Origin of the sequence: Providencia sp. 21OH12SH02B-Prov (assembly GCF_027362595.1) — a bacterium.
In the GTDB taxonomy this organism is placed as follows: Bacteria; Pseudomonadota; Gammaproteobacteria; order Enterobacterales; family Enterobacteriaceae; genus Providencia; species Providencia zhejiangensis.
Window position 1 is genome coordinate 1,774,437 of record NZ_CP114796.1, and the last position, 19,004, is coordinate 1,793,440.

Below are 19,004 nucleotides of genomic sequence, written 5' to 3' on the forward strand. Positions count from 1 at the left end.
TGAAGGTTTGGATGACGCCTGCTTAAAAATACCTCATCTGGGCAGTGATACCCTGTTAGCCTTAACATACGTTATGTGTTGCGGGGTATATTACATATCTCAATCATGGCAATTCTGTAATTTGGATAAAAAATGGATTGGCTGACCGTTGTTGCACCTGAAGTTTATCTATTACTTTTTTGTGTTGCGTTGTTTGCAGGGTTTATTGATTCTATCGCGGGGGGGGGTGGCTTATTAACCATACCTGCACTATTGTCGGTTGGTATTACTCCTGTTGAAGTGCTAGCAACCAACAAGCTCCAAGCCGTTGGAGGATCTTTTTCATCGACGCTTTATTTTGTAAGGCGTAAGGCGATTAATCTGCGAGAGCAGATGTTCCCTTTTATCATGACAATCATCGGCGCCATGTTAGGTGCGATTCTCATCCAAATGATTAACACGGATTTTCTCAAACAGCTACTCCCTATTATGGTGATCTGTGTGGGTCTTTATTTCCTGTTATCACCTTCTATTGGTGCACAAGATCGTAAACAACGCATTAGTATGCCTGTTTTTGGGGTTGCTGTCGGGATGACTATCGGTTTTTATGATGGTGCATTCGGGCCTGGTACAGGATCATTTTTAGCGTTAGGTTATGTATTGTTATTAGGTTATAACCTCGCGAAGGCGACAGCTCATGCTAAGCTATTGAACTTTGCTTCAAATTTTGGCTCTTTGATATTTTTTATTATCGGAGGTCATGTTCTTTGGGTCTTAGGTTTTGTTATGCTTGTAGGGCAAATGGTGGGAGCAAGGTTAGGCGCTCGTTTGGTGTTAACTAAAGGGCAAAAGTTGATCCGACCAATGATAGTCATCATCTCCTTGTTGATGAGTATTAAATTACTTCATGATAGCCATGGCGATGCCATTAAAGCTTGGGTTGTTTCGTTATTTTAAGATGATTTGAATTTCCATGAGTAAACACCATTATCAGCAGTTGATCGATATTTTCGAACAATGCTTTTACAAAGAATATAATACTAAATTGGTGAAAGGTGACGATGAGCCAATTTATTTGCCTGCCAATGAGCAAACACCCTATCACCGTATTGTGTTCGCGCATGGCTTTTTCACGAGCGCATTACATGAAATTTCACATTGGTGCATTGCTGGTGAAGCACGGCGTCAACAGGTTGATTATGGGTATTGGTATTGCCCTGATGGCCGTGATGAAAAAACACAATGTGAATTTGAAGTTGTTGAAATTAAACCACAAGCTTTAGATTGGCTGTTTTGTGTGGCGGTAGGTATCCCTTTTAACGTCAGTTGCGATAATTTAGAAGGTGATTTCGAACCTGACCGTATTGCATTCCAGCGTAAAGTACATGCCCAAGTGATGGAATATTTAGCAAATGGTATCCCTGAAAGGCCATTACGCTTTGTGAACGCATTACAATCGTTTTACAATACGCCACCACTTTGTGCAGAAGCCTTCCCTTATCCGGAAGACATTTTTGCCTAATGATAGATTAACGACAGTAAGGATTAAGCATGCTTGCCGATTTTGAAACACGCATACTGACAAAAATTGATGATATGGTCGAACACGCGAGTGACGATGAACTCTTTGCGGGTGGCTATTTGCGTGGGCATTTAACCCTTGCTGTAGCAGAACTTGAACAAGAAAATGAAAGTAGTGCGGATGCCCTTTATCAGCGTGTTGAAGCCAGTATTCAACAGGCCATTAAAGGCGGAGAACTCACACCACCTGATCAGGTATTGGTGTTAGATATGTGGAAATCATTACTTGATGAAGTACGTTAAGCGACTTGTCATTTTTTGTTAAAGGGGAGGAAACTCCTCTTTTTTTATAGGGTTTTTTATGTTTTTTATTCGTCAGGCCGTACCTTCTGATGCCAACAAGTTACCTGAAATTGAACGCTCGGCTGCGCAACTATTTCGTGACCATCACCAATATGCTTGGATTGCCGCTGATGATGTACAGTCAGAACAAGATCACTTAAAACACATTCAACAGAATATGGAATGGGTTGCTGTCAATGATGAGGACCAACCTATTGGTTTTATCAACGCTGAAAAGTTAACCGACAGCCTGCATATCAATGAGGTGTCAGTTTGCCAATCTTGGCAAGGCAAGGGAGTCGGCCGGAAGTTAATTCTTCATGTTCTGAATTATGCATTGCAGCAGCAGTTTGCATCTGTTTCATTAACCACTTTCCGCGACGTTCCATGGAATGCGCCATATTATCAGCGCTTAGGGTTTTCTTTGATTGAAACCTCAGAGCTAAATTCGGAATTGAAAGCTATCTTAGCGCAAGAAGTTGAAGCGGGCTTTAATGCTGAAGAACGTTGTGCGATGCGTATGAGCCTGAAATCAATATAACCATATTGTGAGTTTGGATACTGAATTAAAGCGTTTTTTCGCGAATGAAGTGGAATATATCTCGTGATGGGCTTAATCATCAATTTTCTGAAGTAAGACAAATAGCTGATTAAGCCGCTGTTCAATTGGCGTTGTTATCTTTAAACGTTGATGACAACGCATCGCTTAGGCGTCGTCAGTATTTTCATTGTCAGCAAAGCAGCTTATGGTTTAGATGATGGCTTGCCTACTTTGACTTCCCGACCTTTTAGTAACTTTCTGACCCAAAAGCGGTTTGGATGTAAAGCCGCGAGTGTTTCATCATCTAAAGGTAAAGGCTCATCAAAAATTTGTGCGGCGAGCAACTCAGCACATAAAGGCGCCGTCGACAGACCTCGTGAACCTAATGCCCCTAACATAAACAAATTAGGGTAGGCAGGAGCAGGGGGGATGTCAGCTTGTTGCTTAATCTGTTCAGGCAAATTTTCGTAGGCCACCATTAATTGTGCAAAGTTAGGAATATTGCCCACCAGTGGCATATGGTCACGGATAACACAGCGGATCCCTTGACGAGACTGTTTACCTGAAACATCAACCTCTTCAGGCCAGCTAACATCGGCTAAACTATTGATGAGTTTTTGGCGATTATCCTGTTGGTCAGCCTCACTGTAATCAAAATCCAACTGGTCACGTTGGTAGCTAGCACCAATACAATGTTGCAGATTATTTGGATTAACAGGGGTCAAATAGCCTTCGTAACATAAGACATTATTTAGTTGGCTAAGGGTCTGTGTCGTTGGTATGTGGCTGACTTGCCCTTTGACGGGGGTAACCGGTAATTGCTGAGTTTGTGGAAATTGATTGAGCAAGTGACCATTAGCAATAACCACGGTTTGATGCACAAATTGCTGTTGTTGACCCGCGATCTCCGCCGTTAATTGCCAACCTTCACTAGCGTTCTGTAACTGTGTAATATCATGATTAAAATAAAATTTTACGCCATTATTATTAAGATACTGCATAAGGGCATCACAGAGTTGAGCAGGAGATAACCAGCCCCCATTAGCATAATGGATCCCTGAATGATTGACATCTAAGCCTGCCAACTCGCTTAATTGCTCGCGTGTTTTTTCGGCTGCAAATGCCTCTGGCCAATCAGTCTGGAGCATTGCGTCAATTTTTCGACGACTTCTGTCATGATAAGCCAGTTCAGAGACGCCACACCACTGCCCATCAAATTGAAGACCTAATGCCGAAAGATGATGGTAAAAGCGATGCGCATATGGAAATGCACTCACAAAGAAGCGTTCTAATGGGGTATCACGGCCATTAAGCAAAGGATAAACCGCACCTTGGCGATTACCCGACGCATTTTGAGCAACGTGTGGATCTTTGCAGTAAATAGTGACATTAGCCCCACGTTGGATTAAGGCGTATGCGCTTGCCAAACTGGCGAGCCCGCCACCAATAATAGCAATATCAGTTGGTTGTGAAGCTGGCTGTCGCGTAAACCAAGGTGTCATTTTTATGTCATGTTTGGCCGTTAAGCTACCTGTCAGCATTTCTCGTTTACGGCCGAAGCCTTTGATTTTTTTTATGGTGAAACCTGCTTGCTGTAAACCTCGTTTTACAAAACCCGCTGAGGTAAAAGTGGCAAATGTTCCTCCTTCTCGAGCAAATTTAGCCATTGCAGTGAACAGTTGTTCGCTCCACATTTGTGGATTTTTGGCAGGCGCAAATCCATCTAAAAACCAAGCATCTATCTTATTGTTTAAATTGCAATTAAGTCGAGGTAATTGTTCGTTTACATCACCAAACCATAAGTCAAGAATGATTTCCCCATTTTTTAACACAATACGTTGATTACCTGGTAAAGGTTGAGGCCATTGTTCACATAACATGTTTGATAGGGGAGCAAGCTCAGGCCAACGGCTGTGTGCGGCTTGAAGGTCTTCTCGACTAAGAGGATATTTTTCAAAGCTAATAAAATGCAAACGCTGTAGCTTTGCTTGAGGATGATTTAACTTAAACTGTTCAAAACATTGACATAAAGTGAGAAAGTTCAACCCAGTACCAAAACCTGTTTCAGCGATAACACAGGTTTCAAAAGGATGTGTTTCAAAGCGGCTTGGAAATTGATTTCCTTGCAAAAAGACATAACGGGTTTCTGCAAGGCCATCTTGATTAGAAAAATAGACATCATCAAACTGTTCTGAAATTGGAGTGCCTTCTTCATTCCAGCTAAGGCGGGCTGCTTCTACTACCGACTTTTTCACACTCATGCCTGTTATTATGCAAATAATCGTTAAATTTTAGCGCTGAACAAGCGTTAAGGCTACCTTTGAATAAAAAGGTTATTGTACTAGAGGAAAAAAAAATACAAATATTTACCCTGATCGGACTTGTTCAGCTTACAAGTGTAAGCTAAAGTGGCAACCTGTAATCCCGTACTCACATTATTAAAAGACATGAGGTAATGAATGAAGCGTGCAGTCATCACTGGCCTGGGTATTGTTTCCAGTATTGGTAATAACCAGGAAGAAGTACTGGCTTCTCTGAAGGAAGGTCGTTCCGGGATCACTTTCTCAGAAGAATTCAAAGAGGCGGGGCTGCGTAGCCACGTCTGGGGTAATGTAAAAATGGATACTGACGGCTTGATTGACCGTAAGATCCGCCGTTTCATGAGTGATTGCTCCGTTTATGCCTACCTATCTATGGAACAGGCTATTAGTGATTCGGGCTTAACAGATGAACAGATTTCGAATTTACGCACGGGGTTAGTGGTTGGCTCAGGTGGCGGTTCTCCACGCAACCAAGTCGCTGGCTCTGACGGTATGCGTGCAAAAGGCCTTCGTGGTGTTGGCCCTTATATGGTGACTCGTGCAATGGCATCGGGTATCTCAGCTTGTCTAGCCACGCCATTTAAAATCAAAGGGGTGAACTACTCAATCAGTTCCGCTTGTTCAACATCTGCACACTGTATTGGTCATGCGGTAGAGTTGATCCAACTTGGCAAACAAGATGTTGTTTTTGCTGGTGGTGGTGAAGAACTGAGCTGGGAAATGACCTGTGAATTTGATGCCATGGGTGCGCTGTCAACGAAGTACAATGAAACGCCAAGCAAAGCATCAAGAACTTACGATGTTGATCGTGATGGTTTCGTTATCGCTGGCGGCGGCGGTATTGTGGTTGTCGAAGAGTTAGAACATGCATTAGCTCGTGGTGCTCATATCTATGCTGAAATCGTTGGTTATGGTGCGACTTCAGATGGTGCAGATATGGTTGCTCCTTCTGGTGAAGGTGCTGTGCGTTGTATGCAAATGGCGATGCAAAGTATTGAAGGCAAAGTCGATTATATCAATACTCATGGTACTTCTACGCCAGTCGGTGATACTAAAGAACTCGAAGCTATCCAAGAAGTCTTTGGCAGTGAATCACCAGCCATTTCAGCCACGAAAGCAATGACTGGGCACTCTTTAGGTGCAGCAGGGGTTCACGAAGCGATTTATAGCCTGTTGATGTTGGAACATGGTTTTATCGCACCAAGTATCAACGTAGAAACCTTGGATCCGAAAGCGGAAGGACTGAATATTGTCACTAAACCAACGGAACAAGCACTAGAGACCGTCATGTCAAACAGCTTTGGCTTTGGTGGAACGAATGCCACTTTAGTCATGAGTAAATATAAAGGCTAATTGAATCCTAGCTGACATGTATGAAATGAGAAAGCGAGAGTATAACGCTCTCGCTTTCTATTATTAGTCACTCCCGCCGCCACCACAGTCTCCTCCTCCTGAATCACCGCTAGAAAAGTTGTAATCATGACTTGACGATGAATTATCTGAAGCGGTTGTCGCTGGAAGAGATTGATGACTTGATGAGGCAACCTTTTGTTGTGAACGAAAGATATTTTTTCTGATATCAATAATTTTAGATTTATCTTCAAGGATACCAATCGTAATGGTACTCACATTTTTATTGATACGTAGAATTAAGATGCCATTACAATAGATATAGATCTTTCCATCGGCTTTCACTAATAAACGGCCATTATCATCTATCTCAGTGATGGTAGAAGGGAATTGACTACTTATTTGGTATCTATCATTTAATAGCGTTGCAAACTGATTATGACGAAGTGGTTTGGGCTGCCATTTTAATAAGGATTGCAATACGCTAACTAACATAGTGAGAATGATTCCATTCGAAATTATAGTCGACAATATTAAAGTATAAATCGAGACTAACAATAGAGTCACTCTCTGATTTTTTAAGTAAGTTCTCTATTTTTATATTGTGCTACTGCTTTAGAATAAAAAAAGCCCCTATATAAAGGGGCAATGTTTAGTCAAAAAGAGCGATATTGATTGTTGAGCGAATTTAAGAGTGTTCGCGGGTTGTCGTTTGATGCTGACGTTTTTTACGAATTAATTTCACGATAGGGGGTAACACAAGGACTAATACCGCCATCACGAGCAAACATTGAGAGATTGGGCTATTCCAGAGAATATTAAATTCGCCATTACTGATTGATAAAGAACGGCGTAAGCTTTGCTCAAGCATCTCCCCGAGAACGAAACCAAGGATTAAAGGGGATAATGGAAAATTCATTTTCCGTAGGATATAGCCAAAGACACCAAGCCCCATCATCAAAAGCAGATCGAATGTTGTACTATGCACAGCATACACGCCAACCGCGGATACCGTAGCGATTGCAGGCACTAAGAACCAAAGGGGCACGGTTAACATGCGGGTGAATAAACCGATTAATGGAATATTCATAACGAGTAAGACAATATTAGCGATCAGAAGCGCTGCAATTAATCCCCATACGATATCTGGCTGCTCAGTAAACATGCCAGGGCCTGGAGTAATATTATACAGTGTCAATGCGCCCATCATGACGGCAGTAGTTCCTGAACCGGGAACACCTAAAGTGAGCATGGGAATGAATGATCCACATGCAGAAGCATTATTTGCAGCCTCAGGTGCCGCGACACCACGTACATCACCGTTACCAAACTGGCCATTTGCACCACTGATTTTTTTCTCTGTCATATAGGTGATAGCACTGGCAATGGTGGCACCAGCACCGGGGAGCACACCGACAAAGAAACCGACCAAAGAAGAACGTAAAGTTGGACCTGCACAGGCTTTAGCTTCTTTGCGGTTAAATAGCATGCGTCCTGTTTTGCGGATTAAACCTTGCCCTGTTGCAGTGCCTTCTAACATCAGCAGTATTTCGCTGACAGAGAATAGCCCAATCACCACAACAATAAATTGGATACCATCGGATAAGTTGACGCTACCAAAAGTAAAACGGTATTCGCCTGAGTTTGCATCGACGCCAACAGTAGCGAAGGCAAGACCAATTAAGGCTGCTAATAGCGATTTAATTGGGTTCTGACTCATCATGCTGCCAAGACAGGCGATGGCAAACACCATGAGGGCAAAATATTCCGCGGGGCCAAACGCGAGAGCCCACTGGGCGAGTAGAGGGGCGAATAAAATGATCCCAAAGATAGCAATGGTTGAGCCAATAAATGAACTGACAGCAGAGATGGATAGCGCAACCCCACCTTTACCTTGCTTAGCCATTGGATAGCCATCAAGCGTTGTCATAATGGCGGCGGCATCGCCGGGGACGTTCAGTAAAATAGAAGAGATTCGGCCACCATATTCACAGCCTAAATATACCGTCGCTAATAATATTAAAGCTGACTCTGCGGGAAGTTTTAGCGCAAAGGCCAGTGGTAATAGGATGGCAACGCCATTGATAGGACCTAGCCCCGGTAACATGCCAACAACCGTGCCAATAAAGCAACCAATAAGTGCGATTAGCAAATTTTGTGGAATTAATGCAACTTCAAAACCTTGCGAAAGATACATCCAAGTTTCCATGGCTATCTCCTTAATTAAACAGGTTGCCAATAGGCAAGGTGACATCCAGTAATTTGTCGAAGGCATAGAATAGAACGACACCTAATATTGGGCCGGAAATAATGGCGGCTATGGGTGTCGCGCCAAACAACAGCGCAATACTGATCGTCAATAAACTGGTAGATAAAGGAAAGCCTAGCCACTCAAACACCCAAGCATAAATGACCAATGACAGGATGAGTAATACTAAGCGACGTAAAACATATGGCTTTGGCCATTCAATTGCTTCTTGTTTACCAAAAAGCAAGATGAAGGCACATAAAGCCATTAATGAAAGTATGGCTATCGGGAAAGGGCGGGGGCCCAGTGGTTCATAAGAAAACTCACTTTGGATCCCCCAGCCAATATAAAGACCGATACCACACAATATTAGCCAGACGATGGCAAATATGCGTTGGCTCATCAACGGCCTCCGTTATTTCGCTAAACCGAATGAACGAGCTTGTTCACGGTATTGTTCGATCTCTTCTTTGACATAGTTGTCAAGTTCTTGGCCGACTAAGTTGTATTCAAATAAACCACGTAGCTCGCGTTGTTTTTTGAATTCATCGGTTTGTTGTAATTTTTTGAAGGCTTCAACCCATTGGTTATAATCTTCATCCGACACTTTCGGTCCCATATAGAAACCACGAATAATTGGCCATTCGATGTCATAGCCTTGTTCTTTCGCTGTTGGGATATTTTCGAGGCCATCACCCAGGCGCTTGTCGGAATAAACGGCTAACACACGCACTTTGCCATCGTTAAGGTAAGGGGCCATTTCACTCATATCACCAGACATGACCTGAATGTGATTACCGAGTAAAGCGGTTAATGTTTCACCACCACCTTCAAAAGCGACATAACGCATTTTGCGTGGGTCAACATCGATTTGTTTTGCCAGTAACGCCGTCTTCATCCAATCTTGGCTACCAATTGAGCCACCAGCGCCAAAGACAATGCTATTCGGGTCTTTCTTGAAAGCGTCCATGAGTTCTTTCAGGTTTTTGTAAGGTGAATCTTCACGGACAGCGATCATGCCATAATCACTACCTACACTGGCGAGCCAGCGTACATCGTTTTCGTTATAACGACCGAATTTCCCTTGGGCGAGGTTCAGTAGCGATCCGCCGGAGAATGCCACAATAGTTCCTGGTTCAGCAGGGCGTTGAGCAACAATCGCATTATAGGCGACAGCACCAATTCCTCCTGGCATATAGGTCACTCGCATCGGTTTTTCGATTTCTTTGGTTTCCAACATGGAAACTTGAACCAACTTACATGTTAAATCAAATCCGCCGCCCGGTTTTGCTGGTGCAATACATTCAGTGCGTTCAGGTAATGCTACCGCTTGATTAAGGCCAGCAAAGAAAAGTGCAGCAGCTAATGTGGTTAATGATATTTTTTTCATTCTTTATTTCCTCACGAAAAATCAGATAAAGAGAGACTTCATTGTTGTTTTTCTAATCATTATCATTGGCTAGTAAAGCTTTCATTTACCTTTCATTAACAAATGAAGTTGTTTTTTTGTGATGTATATCAGATTGCTTATTATTTGTTATTTTAAATTGTTAATTTAATGTTAATTTGTGTTTATGGGTATTCTTGTGAACCAGCTTGAAAATATTGCACTTAAGCATTTCATTTCTCAGGGGTTAATGCGAACGTATATTTATCATGGGATGAATTGAGAGCATGGCAAATGAGGATATTATTAGTTGAAGACCATGATGAGTTGTCATTGTGGTTGCAAAAAGCACTGAGTGCGACAGGTTTTGCGGTTGATATTGCGAGTGATGGTGCAATTGCCGACCAGCTATTACAGACGGAAAGTTATTCGCTAGTCATATTGGATGTTTCTTTGCCGAGAATCAGTGGCTTAGATGTGCTCGCACAGATGAGAAAACGGGGCCAAGAGACCCCTGTGTTGTTGCTAACAGCAAACTCCGATGTCTCTGACAGAGTCAAAGGATTAAATGCGGGGGCGGATGATTATCTTACTAAACCTTTTGATTTATCTGAGCTAGAAGCACGGATCAGAGCGTTATTACGACGTAGCCAAGGGCAAGTTAATGAACCACAACGTTTTGGTTCACTTTGTTATCATGAAGAAGGGTATTTCTTAATAGGGTTAGAACCGTTAGCGTTAACGCCAAGAGAATTTGCCGTATTGAATACCTTGTTTCATCGTCGTGGACGGCCAGTGTCAAAGACACAATTATTTGAACAGGTGTTTTCATTATCAGAGGAAGCCAATTTACAGAGTATTGAACTCTATGTGCATCGTGTAAGAAAAAAACTCTCGGGAACCGATGTCAATATCAATACGCTTCGCGGATTAGGATACCGATTAGAGCAGTGTAGTGTATGAAATTAGTCTCTCATCCACGCTCTCTCTTTCATCAGTTGCTGCTCTTCTTCGGTATCCCCCTCATTGTATTAGGGGGATTTACAGTATATACCCACTACTACAGTGCAAAAAATGCAGCTAACCAAGCATACGACAGAACCTTGCTCGCATCGGCACGTACTGTTGCAGAGCGATTAAAAGTAGAAAATGGTCATTTGATTGTTGATGTCCCGTATGTTGTTTTAGACAGTTTTGAACGTAATATTAATGACCGTCTGTTTTATCAAGTGATTGAACCTAATGGGAAGACTATTTCAGGCTATGATGATTTACCTGAGATCCCACCGAATTGGATGCGTTCTCAACACTATACAGCGCTTGTCTATTTTTATGATGCCGAATATAAAGGCTTACCTATCCGAGTTGCCACGTTTTACCAACCAGTTAATGAAGGTGGGATGATGGGGATGGTGCAGATCCGTGTTGCCGAAACGGTTTCTTCACGTCATGAATTTGCTAGACAATTATTAATATCCTCGTTAATGAGCCAAGGCACCGTCGTTTTTCTCACCTTAGTATTAGCGTATTTACTACTTAGTAAGTTATTAACACCATTGAAAAATCTATCTCAATTGATGATGGGACGTTCGGCTAATGATTTAACGCCATTCCCTGATATTTTGCCATGGTCAGAGTTATCACCGCTTGTTGATGCATTAAATCGCTATATTGAAAGGCTTAAAAGAATGGTAAAGCGACAAGAGCGCTTTAGCGCGGATGCTTCACACCAATTAAAAACGCCTTTAACCGTCTTAAAAACACAGGTTTCGGTGGCGCTGAATAGTGATGATGAACAGCAGCGGCAGCAAAGCTTGCAGGCTATAAACAACACCTTAGACAGCACGATTATATTAACGGATCGCTTATTACAGTTAGCGCGTTTAAAAGCGCACGAAAAAGAAGCGATTCGACAATATAGCGCAATTAACTTAGTTGAATTAGCCCAACAAGCCTGTTTTACTCGCTTAGGGCAAGCGGAAAGTAAAGGGATTGATCTTGGTTATGAAGGCGAAGAGCAATCATGGATTAAAGGAGAGCCGATATTATTGGCAGAAATGTGTGCGAATCTCATCGATAATGCCATTAAATATACCCCTGATAACGGTATTGTGACTGTTCGGGTGTCATTGAGTGAAGATAACAAGTACACCATATTAGAAGTGGAAGACTCAGGACCGGGTATACCAGATAAAAAAATTAACCGTTCAATGGAAGCATTTACTCGTCTTAATAATGCATTGAGTCTTGAAGGCTCAGGGTTAGGACTGGCTCTAGTGAAAGACATTGCCATTTACCATGGTACAGAATTACAACTTTTGAAAGGAAACGAGCTAGGTGGATTATTAGCCCGAGTTGTTTTTCAAACCAGTAAAGAGCTGGGCAAAAAATAATACAAATGTTATTGAGAATGTTTGTCTGATTTTTAGCGAAAATAGCCAATGAATTAGGGGGAGAGTTTCCCCCTAATCGTGAATGTTCTATTTGTTTATTTGTTTATTTGTTTAAAATCCCACTCTTCTAATGCTTTTATTGCATGGGGAACTTTATATTTCGCGGCTAACTGTAGGTAGTCATAGGCTTTTTGCTGGTCTTCTTTACTTTTTGAACCGACTAAACCATGGTAATACAATTCTGCGAGTTTATATTTTGCTAAAGCATGATGTATGCCTTGTTCTAAATCAGTCATTGCATAATATTGGGCGGCACGAGCGTAATCTGTCTCGATACCATCTCTCTCAAAATAGAGTAAATCGCCTGCCAGATGAGCCGTGTTACTGTCATTCAATTTAGCCCCTAGGTCAAAATAATAGAGCGCCTTTTGAACATCTTTTGGAAAATTAAGGTCATCTTCATTTAGATAGAGATGGCCAAGCGCATTGTAGGCATCCGCGTTACCGTTTTTACCTGATAACTCATAATAGTAAACAACTTTCACGGGATCGAAAGGTGCTTGGGTACCTCGTGAATAAATGATGGCTAATGAATAAGCCGCGGAGGCGTCACCTGTTTCTGCTTTCTGCTGTTTGTCGATAATTTCATCTCGATAATCACCATACTGCTGTTCATTTTGTTGATGCTCATATTCAGCTTTAACGGCTTCGCGTTCGGTATCAGAGAGAGTATTAAGCAATTTTATCTCAGGGATATCTTTCCCAGCCATTAAGCCATAATAATAAACTTTTTTAGCATCACCTTTTTCAAGATAAGCATCATAAAGCTTATTGATAGCTTGATGACCACGGTATTCTAAAGAGGTTTCATACCATTTAATCGCAGTATCAAGATCTTTTTTAACACCACAGTTTCCATAAAAATAGACATCACCTAGTTTATTTATAAGTGCACTAGGGCTGTCCGTGTGGTAATAATCATTGCCTGAGAAATGACTTTTTTCTAACCATTGAGTTAAATACAACGTCGCAGCATTTTCATCAAAACGTTTGTTTTGACAATTCTCATTAGAAAAACTGGCTTGATATAAGTATTCCATTGCTGTCGGATAGCCTTTTTCATAAGCCATTTTTAGGTAACCTAATGCCTTCTCCGGATCGCGTTTATTATAATAGTTGTATAACTGTATCAGTGCTTGATTGCGTTGAGCTGCTTCATCTTCTAATAGGGCTAGGTAGCGCTGATTATCACTTGGGTGTAGTTGCTGATTATTTTTATCACTAATCCCCTGATGATAAAGCGTACTTAAATAGTCAAAAGCAGACTGTGATATTTGCGTATCGCTCGATTTTAAACCTTGATTAAGGTATTTAATCGCTGTTTGGTATTGCTCAGAATATGTTTTTATCTCGGCATTATTCAAATCAAACCAAGCTAGCTGAACTTGTGAATAGATATCACCTTTTTCGGCGCCCTGTTGGTAAAGTTGATATTTTGTCTCATAATCATCCCTCTCTAATAGCTTATCAAGGTATGGAATAGCACGTACATCACCAGCATCAACGCTTTTGCGATACCATATTTGGGCGGCTTGGCTTTGCATATTATCTTGATACCAATTAGCTATATTAAAATAGGCTTTAGTATCACCATTTAGGGCGGGGGATACGGTGGTATTAAAGAATTTAATGCTGTCAGCAGCATGTTCTGAATTTGGATATTTATTTAACCAGATAATTGCGTCTTGCCAATTAGGAAGTAACAGCCACTTTTTTTCCTCATGATCATAATAACCATTCTGGAGTAGGCTTATATACTGATTAATTGCTTGCTCATGGTTTTCGTTAGCCGCTTGTTCAAAATAATAAACGGCTTTTTCAATATCGCGTTTTGTGCCAAAACCGTATAAATACGCATTAGCAAGTTCATATTTGGCTAATAGACTATCATCTATCACATTGAGATAAATATCAAAATTGTCCATTAATTTGATATCATAGTCTCCTATTTCACCTGCGGCTTGATAATATTTTCGAGCTTTGGAGCGATCGATATTCACCAGTTTGCTACCGGTTAAATATTGCTTGGCTAATTTATCAGCGTATTCTTGATTGCCTAATTGAATGAGTTGCTGGTAATAACCAAGTACTTTGTTCTGGTTTTTTTCAATCAGATCGTTTTTAGTGTAAAAGTGAATGCTGTCTATTAATGCTTGCTGATGATCACGCTGTGCACTGGCAGCGAGATATTTCAGCCAAATTTGTTGATTCGGATTCTGCCCATATTGACCTTTTTTATAGGCATTAGCGAGTTTATAGAGTGCATCACTATCACCGTGATTGGCTTTTTCGAGTAATTGAGTGAAATCACGATGGTCGGTTTTAATTCTTTTAAGTTGTGATGCCATATGGCTATTAGCAGGCGTTTTGATGCTAAAGTAATAAGATATCGCTTTTTCATAATCAGGATTGATGCCATATAGGCCTTTTTGGTAAATTTCACCGAGTTTAAATAAACATGTGTTACTTCCTAAATCCGCGCACTTTTGGTACCACGTCACTAAATCTTTCTGAGTTAAGCCCGTCAGGGACATAAACTTTGTCTTGTTATAAGGCTGACTATTTTGATAGTTAATGTCATCAAGGTTATGGATAATATAGATGGTGGCATCAATACTCCCCAAGTCTGAAGCCTGTAAAAGCAGATTGAAATAGGTTTTAAGTTCACTCTCTGTTGCTGAACTGATATCTTGAATTTTGGCAAGATGATTTATTGCATATAAATAAGTGATATGTGCATCTTTTCCTACTAATGATTCAACAAGTGCTGTTGCTTCGGCATTGTGCTCATTCAATGCAAAGGCGATAACCAATTCTTGGGCTTTTGGATGATGCATACCGTAATTAAATAAGAGGGCATATGCATCGTGAAGCTCTTTTTCATTCAGTGAACGATCATATTTGTGGTATTCGAAAGCATTAATAACCTGTTTTAAGGCTGCCTCTTCTTGTCCAGTTTGGTATTTTAATAATGCGTTTGCATAATGGAGCGCGGCTTTGCCGGAGTATTTACTGGTCACTTCATAAAGTTGAAAAGCTAGCGCGTGATTTTTTTGTGGATCCTGTTGAAGTAAGTAGTCGGCGTAATAGTAGCCTAATTTTGATAAATAGGGTGGATTGGCATCCTCTTTCAAAAGTGAAAGGATAAACTGTTCATCTAGGCCATTAACGGGTTGTTCATCATAATAAAGTTGTACTAATTTAATGCTCGCTATATTTTTTTCTGGCTTAAGAGTTAAGCTTTGTTTAAAGAGAGCAACCGCCTTGGTGAGATCTTTTTGGGTACCAATCGCATTGGCATATTTATCAGCTAATTGATTGATAATATCGGGTTCAGATGAGTAATCTCGAGCTTTTGTATTGAGTTCAAAAGATATTTTAGGATCATAAAGGTCAGTGCGTTTATTACCGTACACGCCACTTGCGGTGATGAGCATTTCCGCTGAGCTTGGAAACTGATTGAGCCCTTCAAGCGTATATTTTGTGACAATGGCATTCAGTTCTTTATTCGGAAAATGGTAGTGATTAAGCGAGTGATTAATTAAATCAAGGATTGCATCTAAATTTCCCAAATCAGCGGATATGGCGAGATATTTATCAGCGAGTTCTCGATTAGTTTTAAAATGAATATCGTGAATATGACCAGAATATATCTGGTAGAGCTGAGAGACGGCATCTGGATAGTTTGCATTAGCGGCATCAATAAGGTATTGCGGTTCTGACTTTGTCATTACATAGTGTAGGTAGAGGGCTTTTGGCGATTTTTTCTCGATTAAAGGTTGTAAATACTCGATAGCTTTAAGAAGATCTTTATGAAAACCATCGCCAGAGTAGAACCTTTCAAACAGCGTATAATAGGCACTGTCATCACCTTCAGCCGCGCGCTGTTCAAGTTGCTGGCGTTGCCTATTTTGCTCTTTAGGAGTGAGATAACCCTGTACAGAGAGGGGAGCGGCTTCTAAATATAATTGATTAAAATCGAAGTATTGCATAGCATCTTGGATACTTTGTTCATATTTATCAGCAAGCTGTATATTTTTTTCTATGCCATAACCCCCCTCACGATAAATGTGTGAGAGCAATAGCGCGGCGATAGCGAAGTTATCCTTTATCAAAGGCTCCAATAGACTCACGGCTTTTTGATAATCCTTATCATATTGGTAAGCGATACCCGCACTACCATATTTGGCGAGCCGTGAGCCTTGTTGACTTGCTCGCGTAAAATAATATCGAGCAAGTTCATAATCTTTTTTAATCTGTGTATGTTGGTTATCGAGGTAAATTATCCCTAATAGTTCTTGAGCATTTAATACCCCAAGGTCAGCGGCTTTATTTAATGATGTCAGTCCATATAAATCATTCGGGGTGTCAGCTATTTGTTTGTAATAACGAAAATAGCCTAAATTGTACAAGGCACTAGGATTATTTTGATCAGCAGATTTGATTAGCCATTCTATCGCCAGTGGTTTATTTTGGGCTGTACCAATACCATTCCAGTACATCATTGCAAGACTAAACGCAGACTGTGGGTCACTGTGTGCTCGCTGATTAAAATATTTAAATGCTGAGGCAAAATTCCCATCATAATATAATTGGTAACCCATCTGAGCGGAATGAGTTGCCTTTTTTTGAATTAAATGCAGCCCTGAAATAACAAAAATAGCGATGAATACAATCAACACAATTTTAACGCGTTTAGTCATTATTATTCCTATTGTGACTGATCTTTATTCACGAACAGAAAAATTCTATTTAAATATCAGCCTGTCATATTTGGTTTAATGAATTTAGGTCTAACTAAAAAAAGAACGGTATATTAAGTGAAATTTTCATTCAAGGATAAACCATTGATGCTGATTTATTATGGACAAATATCATAAAATGATAAAAGAAAGGACAAAGGAAGTGAGTGGCTAAGAATATGTTGATTGAAAAACATAGCCCCACAAGTGTGGGGCATATGAATTACGACATTGCATTGCTTGAGGTTTAATTTTACTGCTAGGTATCGTTTAAGCAATCTTTTTCCTGCTCAATTTTTTTCTTGCTTTTGAAAAGCTGTGTCAGCGGTGTACGTAGCTGTTGGGCAAGCATGACACCCAATAACACAATTCCACCGCCAATCAGATGGTAGCTCTTCAGTTCTTCACCGAGGGCAAAGATGGCAATAATAGCTGTAAATACAGGGGCTAAGTTCATAAAAATTGAGGTTGTATTTGCCCCTAAACGCATCACACCTTGGATCCATAATGCTGGTGCAAGAATAGAAGCGGCAATCCCTGCAAAAGCAACTAGGCCGATATTATGACGATTCAAAGTCACGTCGTCGGCTAATAAAAAGTTTGGTATCAACAAAATAACACCAAAGAAAACCTGAACGTAAAGTGAATCCCAGCTCGATAATTGAATCGCCCAACGTTTAGTCAATACGCCATAGAGTGCATAGGCAGCGGAGGCGATGAGCATTAATAATTCACCAGTGCCTAAACCTTGAGAAAAGAGAGCGGCTGGATTGCCTTGGCTGACTAACCAAGTAAGGCCAGCGAGTGATAATAAAGTACCGATAAAAATCCCAACCGTTGGAATAACACGGAGTACAAAAATACTAATTACCACGGTAAGTAATGGGATCAGGGAATTCATAATCCCCATAAAGGTCGCACTGACAGTATGAGCCGCATAATACGCTAAGCTTTGATAGAGCATCATACCAAGGGCACCTAAAATCGCTAATTGCCACCAATGCTTGTTCACGGTTTTCCAGTTTCGTAGCACTGAACGTAAGACAAAGGGGGTCATGACAAGCAGCGCCAACGCCCAACGGTAAAAGGATATTGCGGCAGGATCGATAGCAGTTGCCGCGGCTTTATTCACTATCGCATTCATTGACCAAAGTAAAACCGCAATCAGCGGAAATAATAAATTTTTCATTAACAGCTTCTCCCTAATGAGTGGTGCTAGTATACCTTTGTCAGATTTTTTATATATACTGATAACCAGACATTCGATAACGGTTTTCAGACAACATCTATGCAACAAATGCAAAAATCACCAACAAGGCTTATTAGTGAGTGCAATATTATTGAGCCTTCCTTTATTGCCTTACGCCATGAACAAATAGATACGCAGAGTGAATATAAATCTCACGCTCATCCGTTTGGTCAATTGTTATATGTGGTATGTGGGATCATGGAAATGGAGATTGAAGGGAAACACTATCTTGCTCCACCCGAATTTTGTGTGTGGATCCCTGCTAATACGCAACACGCAAGTTTTAATAAACAGAGCGTGAAATTTCGCATTATCGATTTTGCACAACGTTTCAGTGAGAAACTGTCATCGCGTGCTTGTGTTATCAAGTTAAGCCCCATTTTTCAAACGATTATGAGTGACCTTTATCAGAGAGGCGTGGTTGAACCTCAAACGGATGAAGATATTCGTTTAGCAAGTGTATTAATTGATCAGTTTTCGATTTCGCCATGCCAAGAAACGTATCTTCCTATCACAAAAGATAAATTTTTATCTCCAATCTTAGATGCTTTACAAAAAGATCCGGCAGATAACTCAACATTGGCGGATTGGGCTAAACGCAGTTATACCTCAGAACGCACATTATCACGTCGATGTCAGCAAGAGTTGGGGATGTCATTTAGTGAATGGCGGCAGCGGTTACGCTATTTACATGCGGTATCTGCACTAGAGCAAGGTAAAAGCGTGCATGAAGTCGCACTGGATGTTGGCTACAGCTCGGCTTCGGCATTTATTGCGATGTTTCAACAAATATCAGGAGTGACACCAGACCGTTTTCGAGCCAAAGATGAATGAAACACAAGTAATCGTTCATAGGCAATAGACTCGGAAC

At 40.9% G+C, this 19,004-nt stretch carries 15 protein-coding genes; 8 read left to right on the plus strand and 7 right to left on the minus strand.

What is annotated here, in order from left to right:
• Window positions 1-132: 132 nt before the first annotated feature.
• The 4 genes from O7C57_RS08520 to O7C57_RS08535 are packed head-to-tail and all read left to right on the plus strand — an operon-like array spanning window position 133 to window position 2,383.
• Window positions 133-936, plus strand: coding sequence for a TSUP family transporter (locus tag O7C57_RS08520; protein WP_163861094.1), 804 nt, complete (start codon window positions 133-135; stop codon window positions 934-936).
• A gap of 16 nt (window positions 937-952) precedes the next feature.
• Window positions 953-1,501, plus strand: a complete 549-nt coding sequence (locus O7C57_RS08525; protein ID WP_269723913.1) for an elongation factor P hydroxylase — start codon at window positions 953-955, stop codon at window positions 1,499-1,501.
• 29 nt (window positions 1,502-1,530) lie between these two features.
• Entirely contained in the window at window positions 1,531-1,803 is a 273-nt protein-coding gene (locus O7C57_RS08530) for a YfcL family protein (RefSeq protein WP_154624010.1), read from the plus strand.
• A gap of 58 nt (window positions 1,804-1,861) precedes the next feature.
• The gene (locus O7C57_RS08535; RefSeq protein ID WP_269723914.1) at window positions 1,862-2,383 is read left to right on the plus strand and encodes a GNAT family N-acetyltransferase; all 522 of its coding nucleotides are present in this window, start codon (window positions 1,862-1,864) and stop codon (window positions 2,381-2,383) included.
• Between the two features lie 203 nt (window positions 2,384-2,586).
• Here O7C57_RS08535 and mnmC read toward each other — a convergent pair whose 3' ends face one another.
• The gene (mnmC, locus tag O7C57_RS08540) at window positions 2,587-4,638 is read right to left on the minus strand and encodes a bifunctional tRNA (5-methylaminomethyl-2-thiouridine)(34)-methyltransferase MnmD/FAD-dependent 5-carboxymethylaminomethyl-2-thiouridine(34) oxidoreductase MnmC (RefSeq protein ID WP_247046783.1); all 2,052 of its coding nucleotides are present in this window, start codon (window positions 4,636-4,638) and stop codon (window positions 2,587-2,589) included.
• 204 nt (window positions 4,639-4,842) lie between these two features.
• On the opposite strand from mnmC, the gene fabB reads away from it, so the two are divergent.
• Window positions 4,843-6,057, plus strand: coding sequence for a beta-ketoacyl-ACP synthase I (gene fabB, locus O7C57_RS08545; protein WP_163861098.1), 1,215 nt, complete (start codon window positions 4,843-4,845; stop codon window positions 6,055-6,057).
• Window positions 6,058-6,120: 63 nt separating this feature from the next.
• Here fabB and O7C57_RS08550 read toward each other — a convergent pair whose 3' ends face one another.
• The 4 genes from O7C57_RS08550 to O7C57_RS08565 form a co-directional block, all read right to left on the minus strand.
• Window positions 6,121-6,549, minus strand: coding sequence for a hypothetical protein (locus O7C57_RS08550; RefSeq protein ID WP_154624014.1), 429 nt, complete (start codon window positions 6,547-6,549; stop codon window positions 6,121-6,123).
• Window positions 6,550-6,742: 193 nt separating this feature from the next.
• Window positions 6,743-8,263, minus strand: a complete 1,521-nt coding sequence (locus tag O7C57_RS08555; protein ID WP_269723915.1) for a tripartite tricarboxylate transporter permease — start codon at window positions 8,261-8,263, stop codon at window positions 6,743-6,745.
• 10 nt (window positions 8,264-8,273) lie between these two features.
• Entirely contained in the window at window positions 8,274-8,705 is a 432-nt protein-coding gene (locus tag O7C57_RS08560) for a tripartite tricarboxylate transporter TctB family protein (protein WP_163861100.1), read from the minus strand.
• A gap of 12 nt (window positions 8,706-8,717) precedes the next feature.
• On the minus strand, window positions 8,718-9,692 hold the full coding sequence (locus O7C57_RS08565; RefSeq protein WP_163861102.1) for a Bug family tripartite tricarboxylate transporter substrate binding protein: 975 nt from the start codon (window positions 9,690-9,692) through the stop codon (window positions 8,718-8,720).
• A gap of 291 nt (window positions 9,693-9,983) precedes the next feature.
• Between O7C57_RS08565 and tctD the strand changes: the two genes are divergently transcribed.
• Window positions 9,984-10,652, plus strand: a complete 669-nt coding sequence (tctD, locus tag O7C57_RS08570; protein ID WP_154624017.1) for a transcriptional regulator TctD — start codon at window positions 9,984-9,986, stop codon at window positions 10,650-10,652.
• The gene (locus tag O7C57_RS08575) at window positions 10,649-12,082 is read left to right on the plus strand and encodes a sensor histidine kinase (protein ID WP_163861103.1); all 1,434 of its coding nucleotides are present in this window, start codon (window positions 10,649-10,651) and stop codon (window positions 12,080-12,082) included. The genes tctD and O7C57_RS08575 overlap by 4 nt, the downstream gene beginning before the upstream one ends.
• A gap of 95 nt (window positions 12,083-12,177) precedes the next feature.
• Here the strand turns inward: O7C57_RS08575 and O7C57_RS08580 are convergent, their stop codons facing one another.
• Window positions 12,178-16,845 (minus strand): tetratricopeptide repeat protein, encoded by a 4,668-nt coding sequence (locus tag O7C57_RS08580; RefSeq protein WP_269723916.1) that lies wholly within the window; start codon window positions 16,843-16,845, stop codon window positions 12,178-12,180.
• Between the two features lie 298 nt (window positions 16,846-17,143).
• Window positions 17,144-18,073 carry a DMT family transporter gene (locus O7C57_RS08585; RefSeq protein ID WP_269723917.1) on the minus strand — a complete coding sequence of 310 codons (930 nt, stop codon included), beginning with the start codon at window positions 18,071-18,073 and terminating at the stop codon, window positions 17,144-17,146.
• A 99-nt stretch (window positions 18,074-18,172) separates the two neighbouring features.
• Between O7C57_RS08585 and O7C57_RS08590 the strand changes: the two genes are divergently transcribed.
• Window positions 18,173-18,967: an AraC family transcriptional regulator gene (locus O7C57_RS08590; protein WP_154624021.1), complete on the plus strand. Its 795-nt coding sequence runs from the start codon at window positions 18,173-18,175 to the stop codon at window positions 18,965-18,967.
• Window positions 18,968-19,004 lie beyond the last annotated feature (37 nt).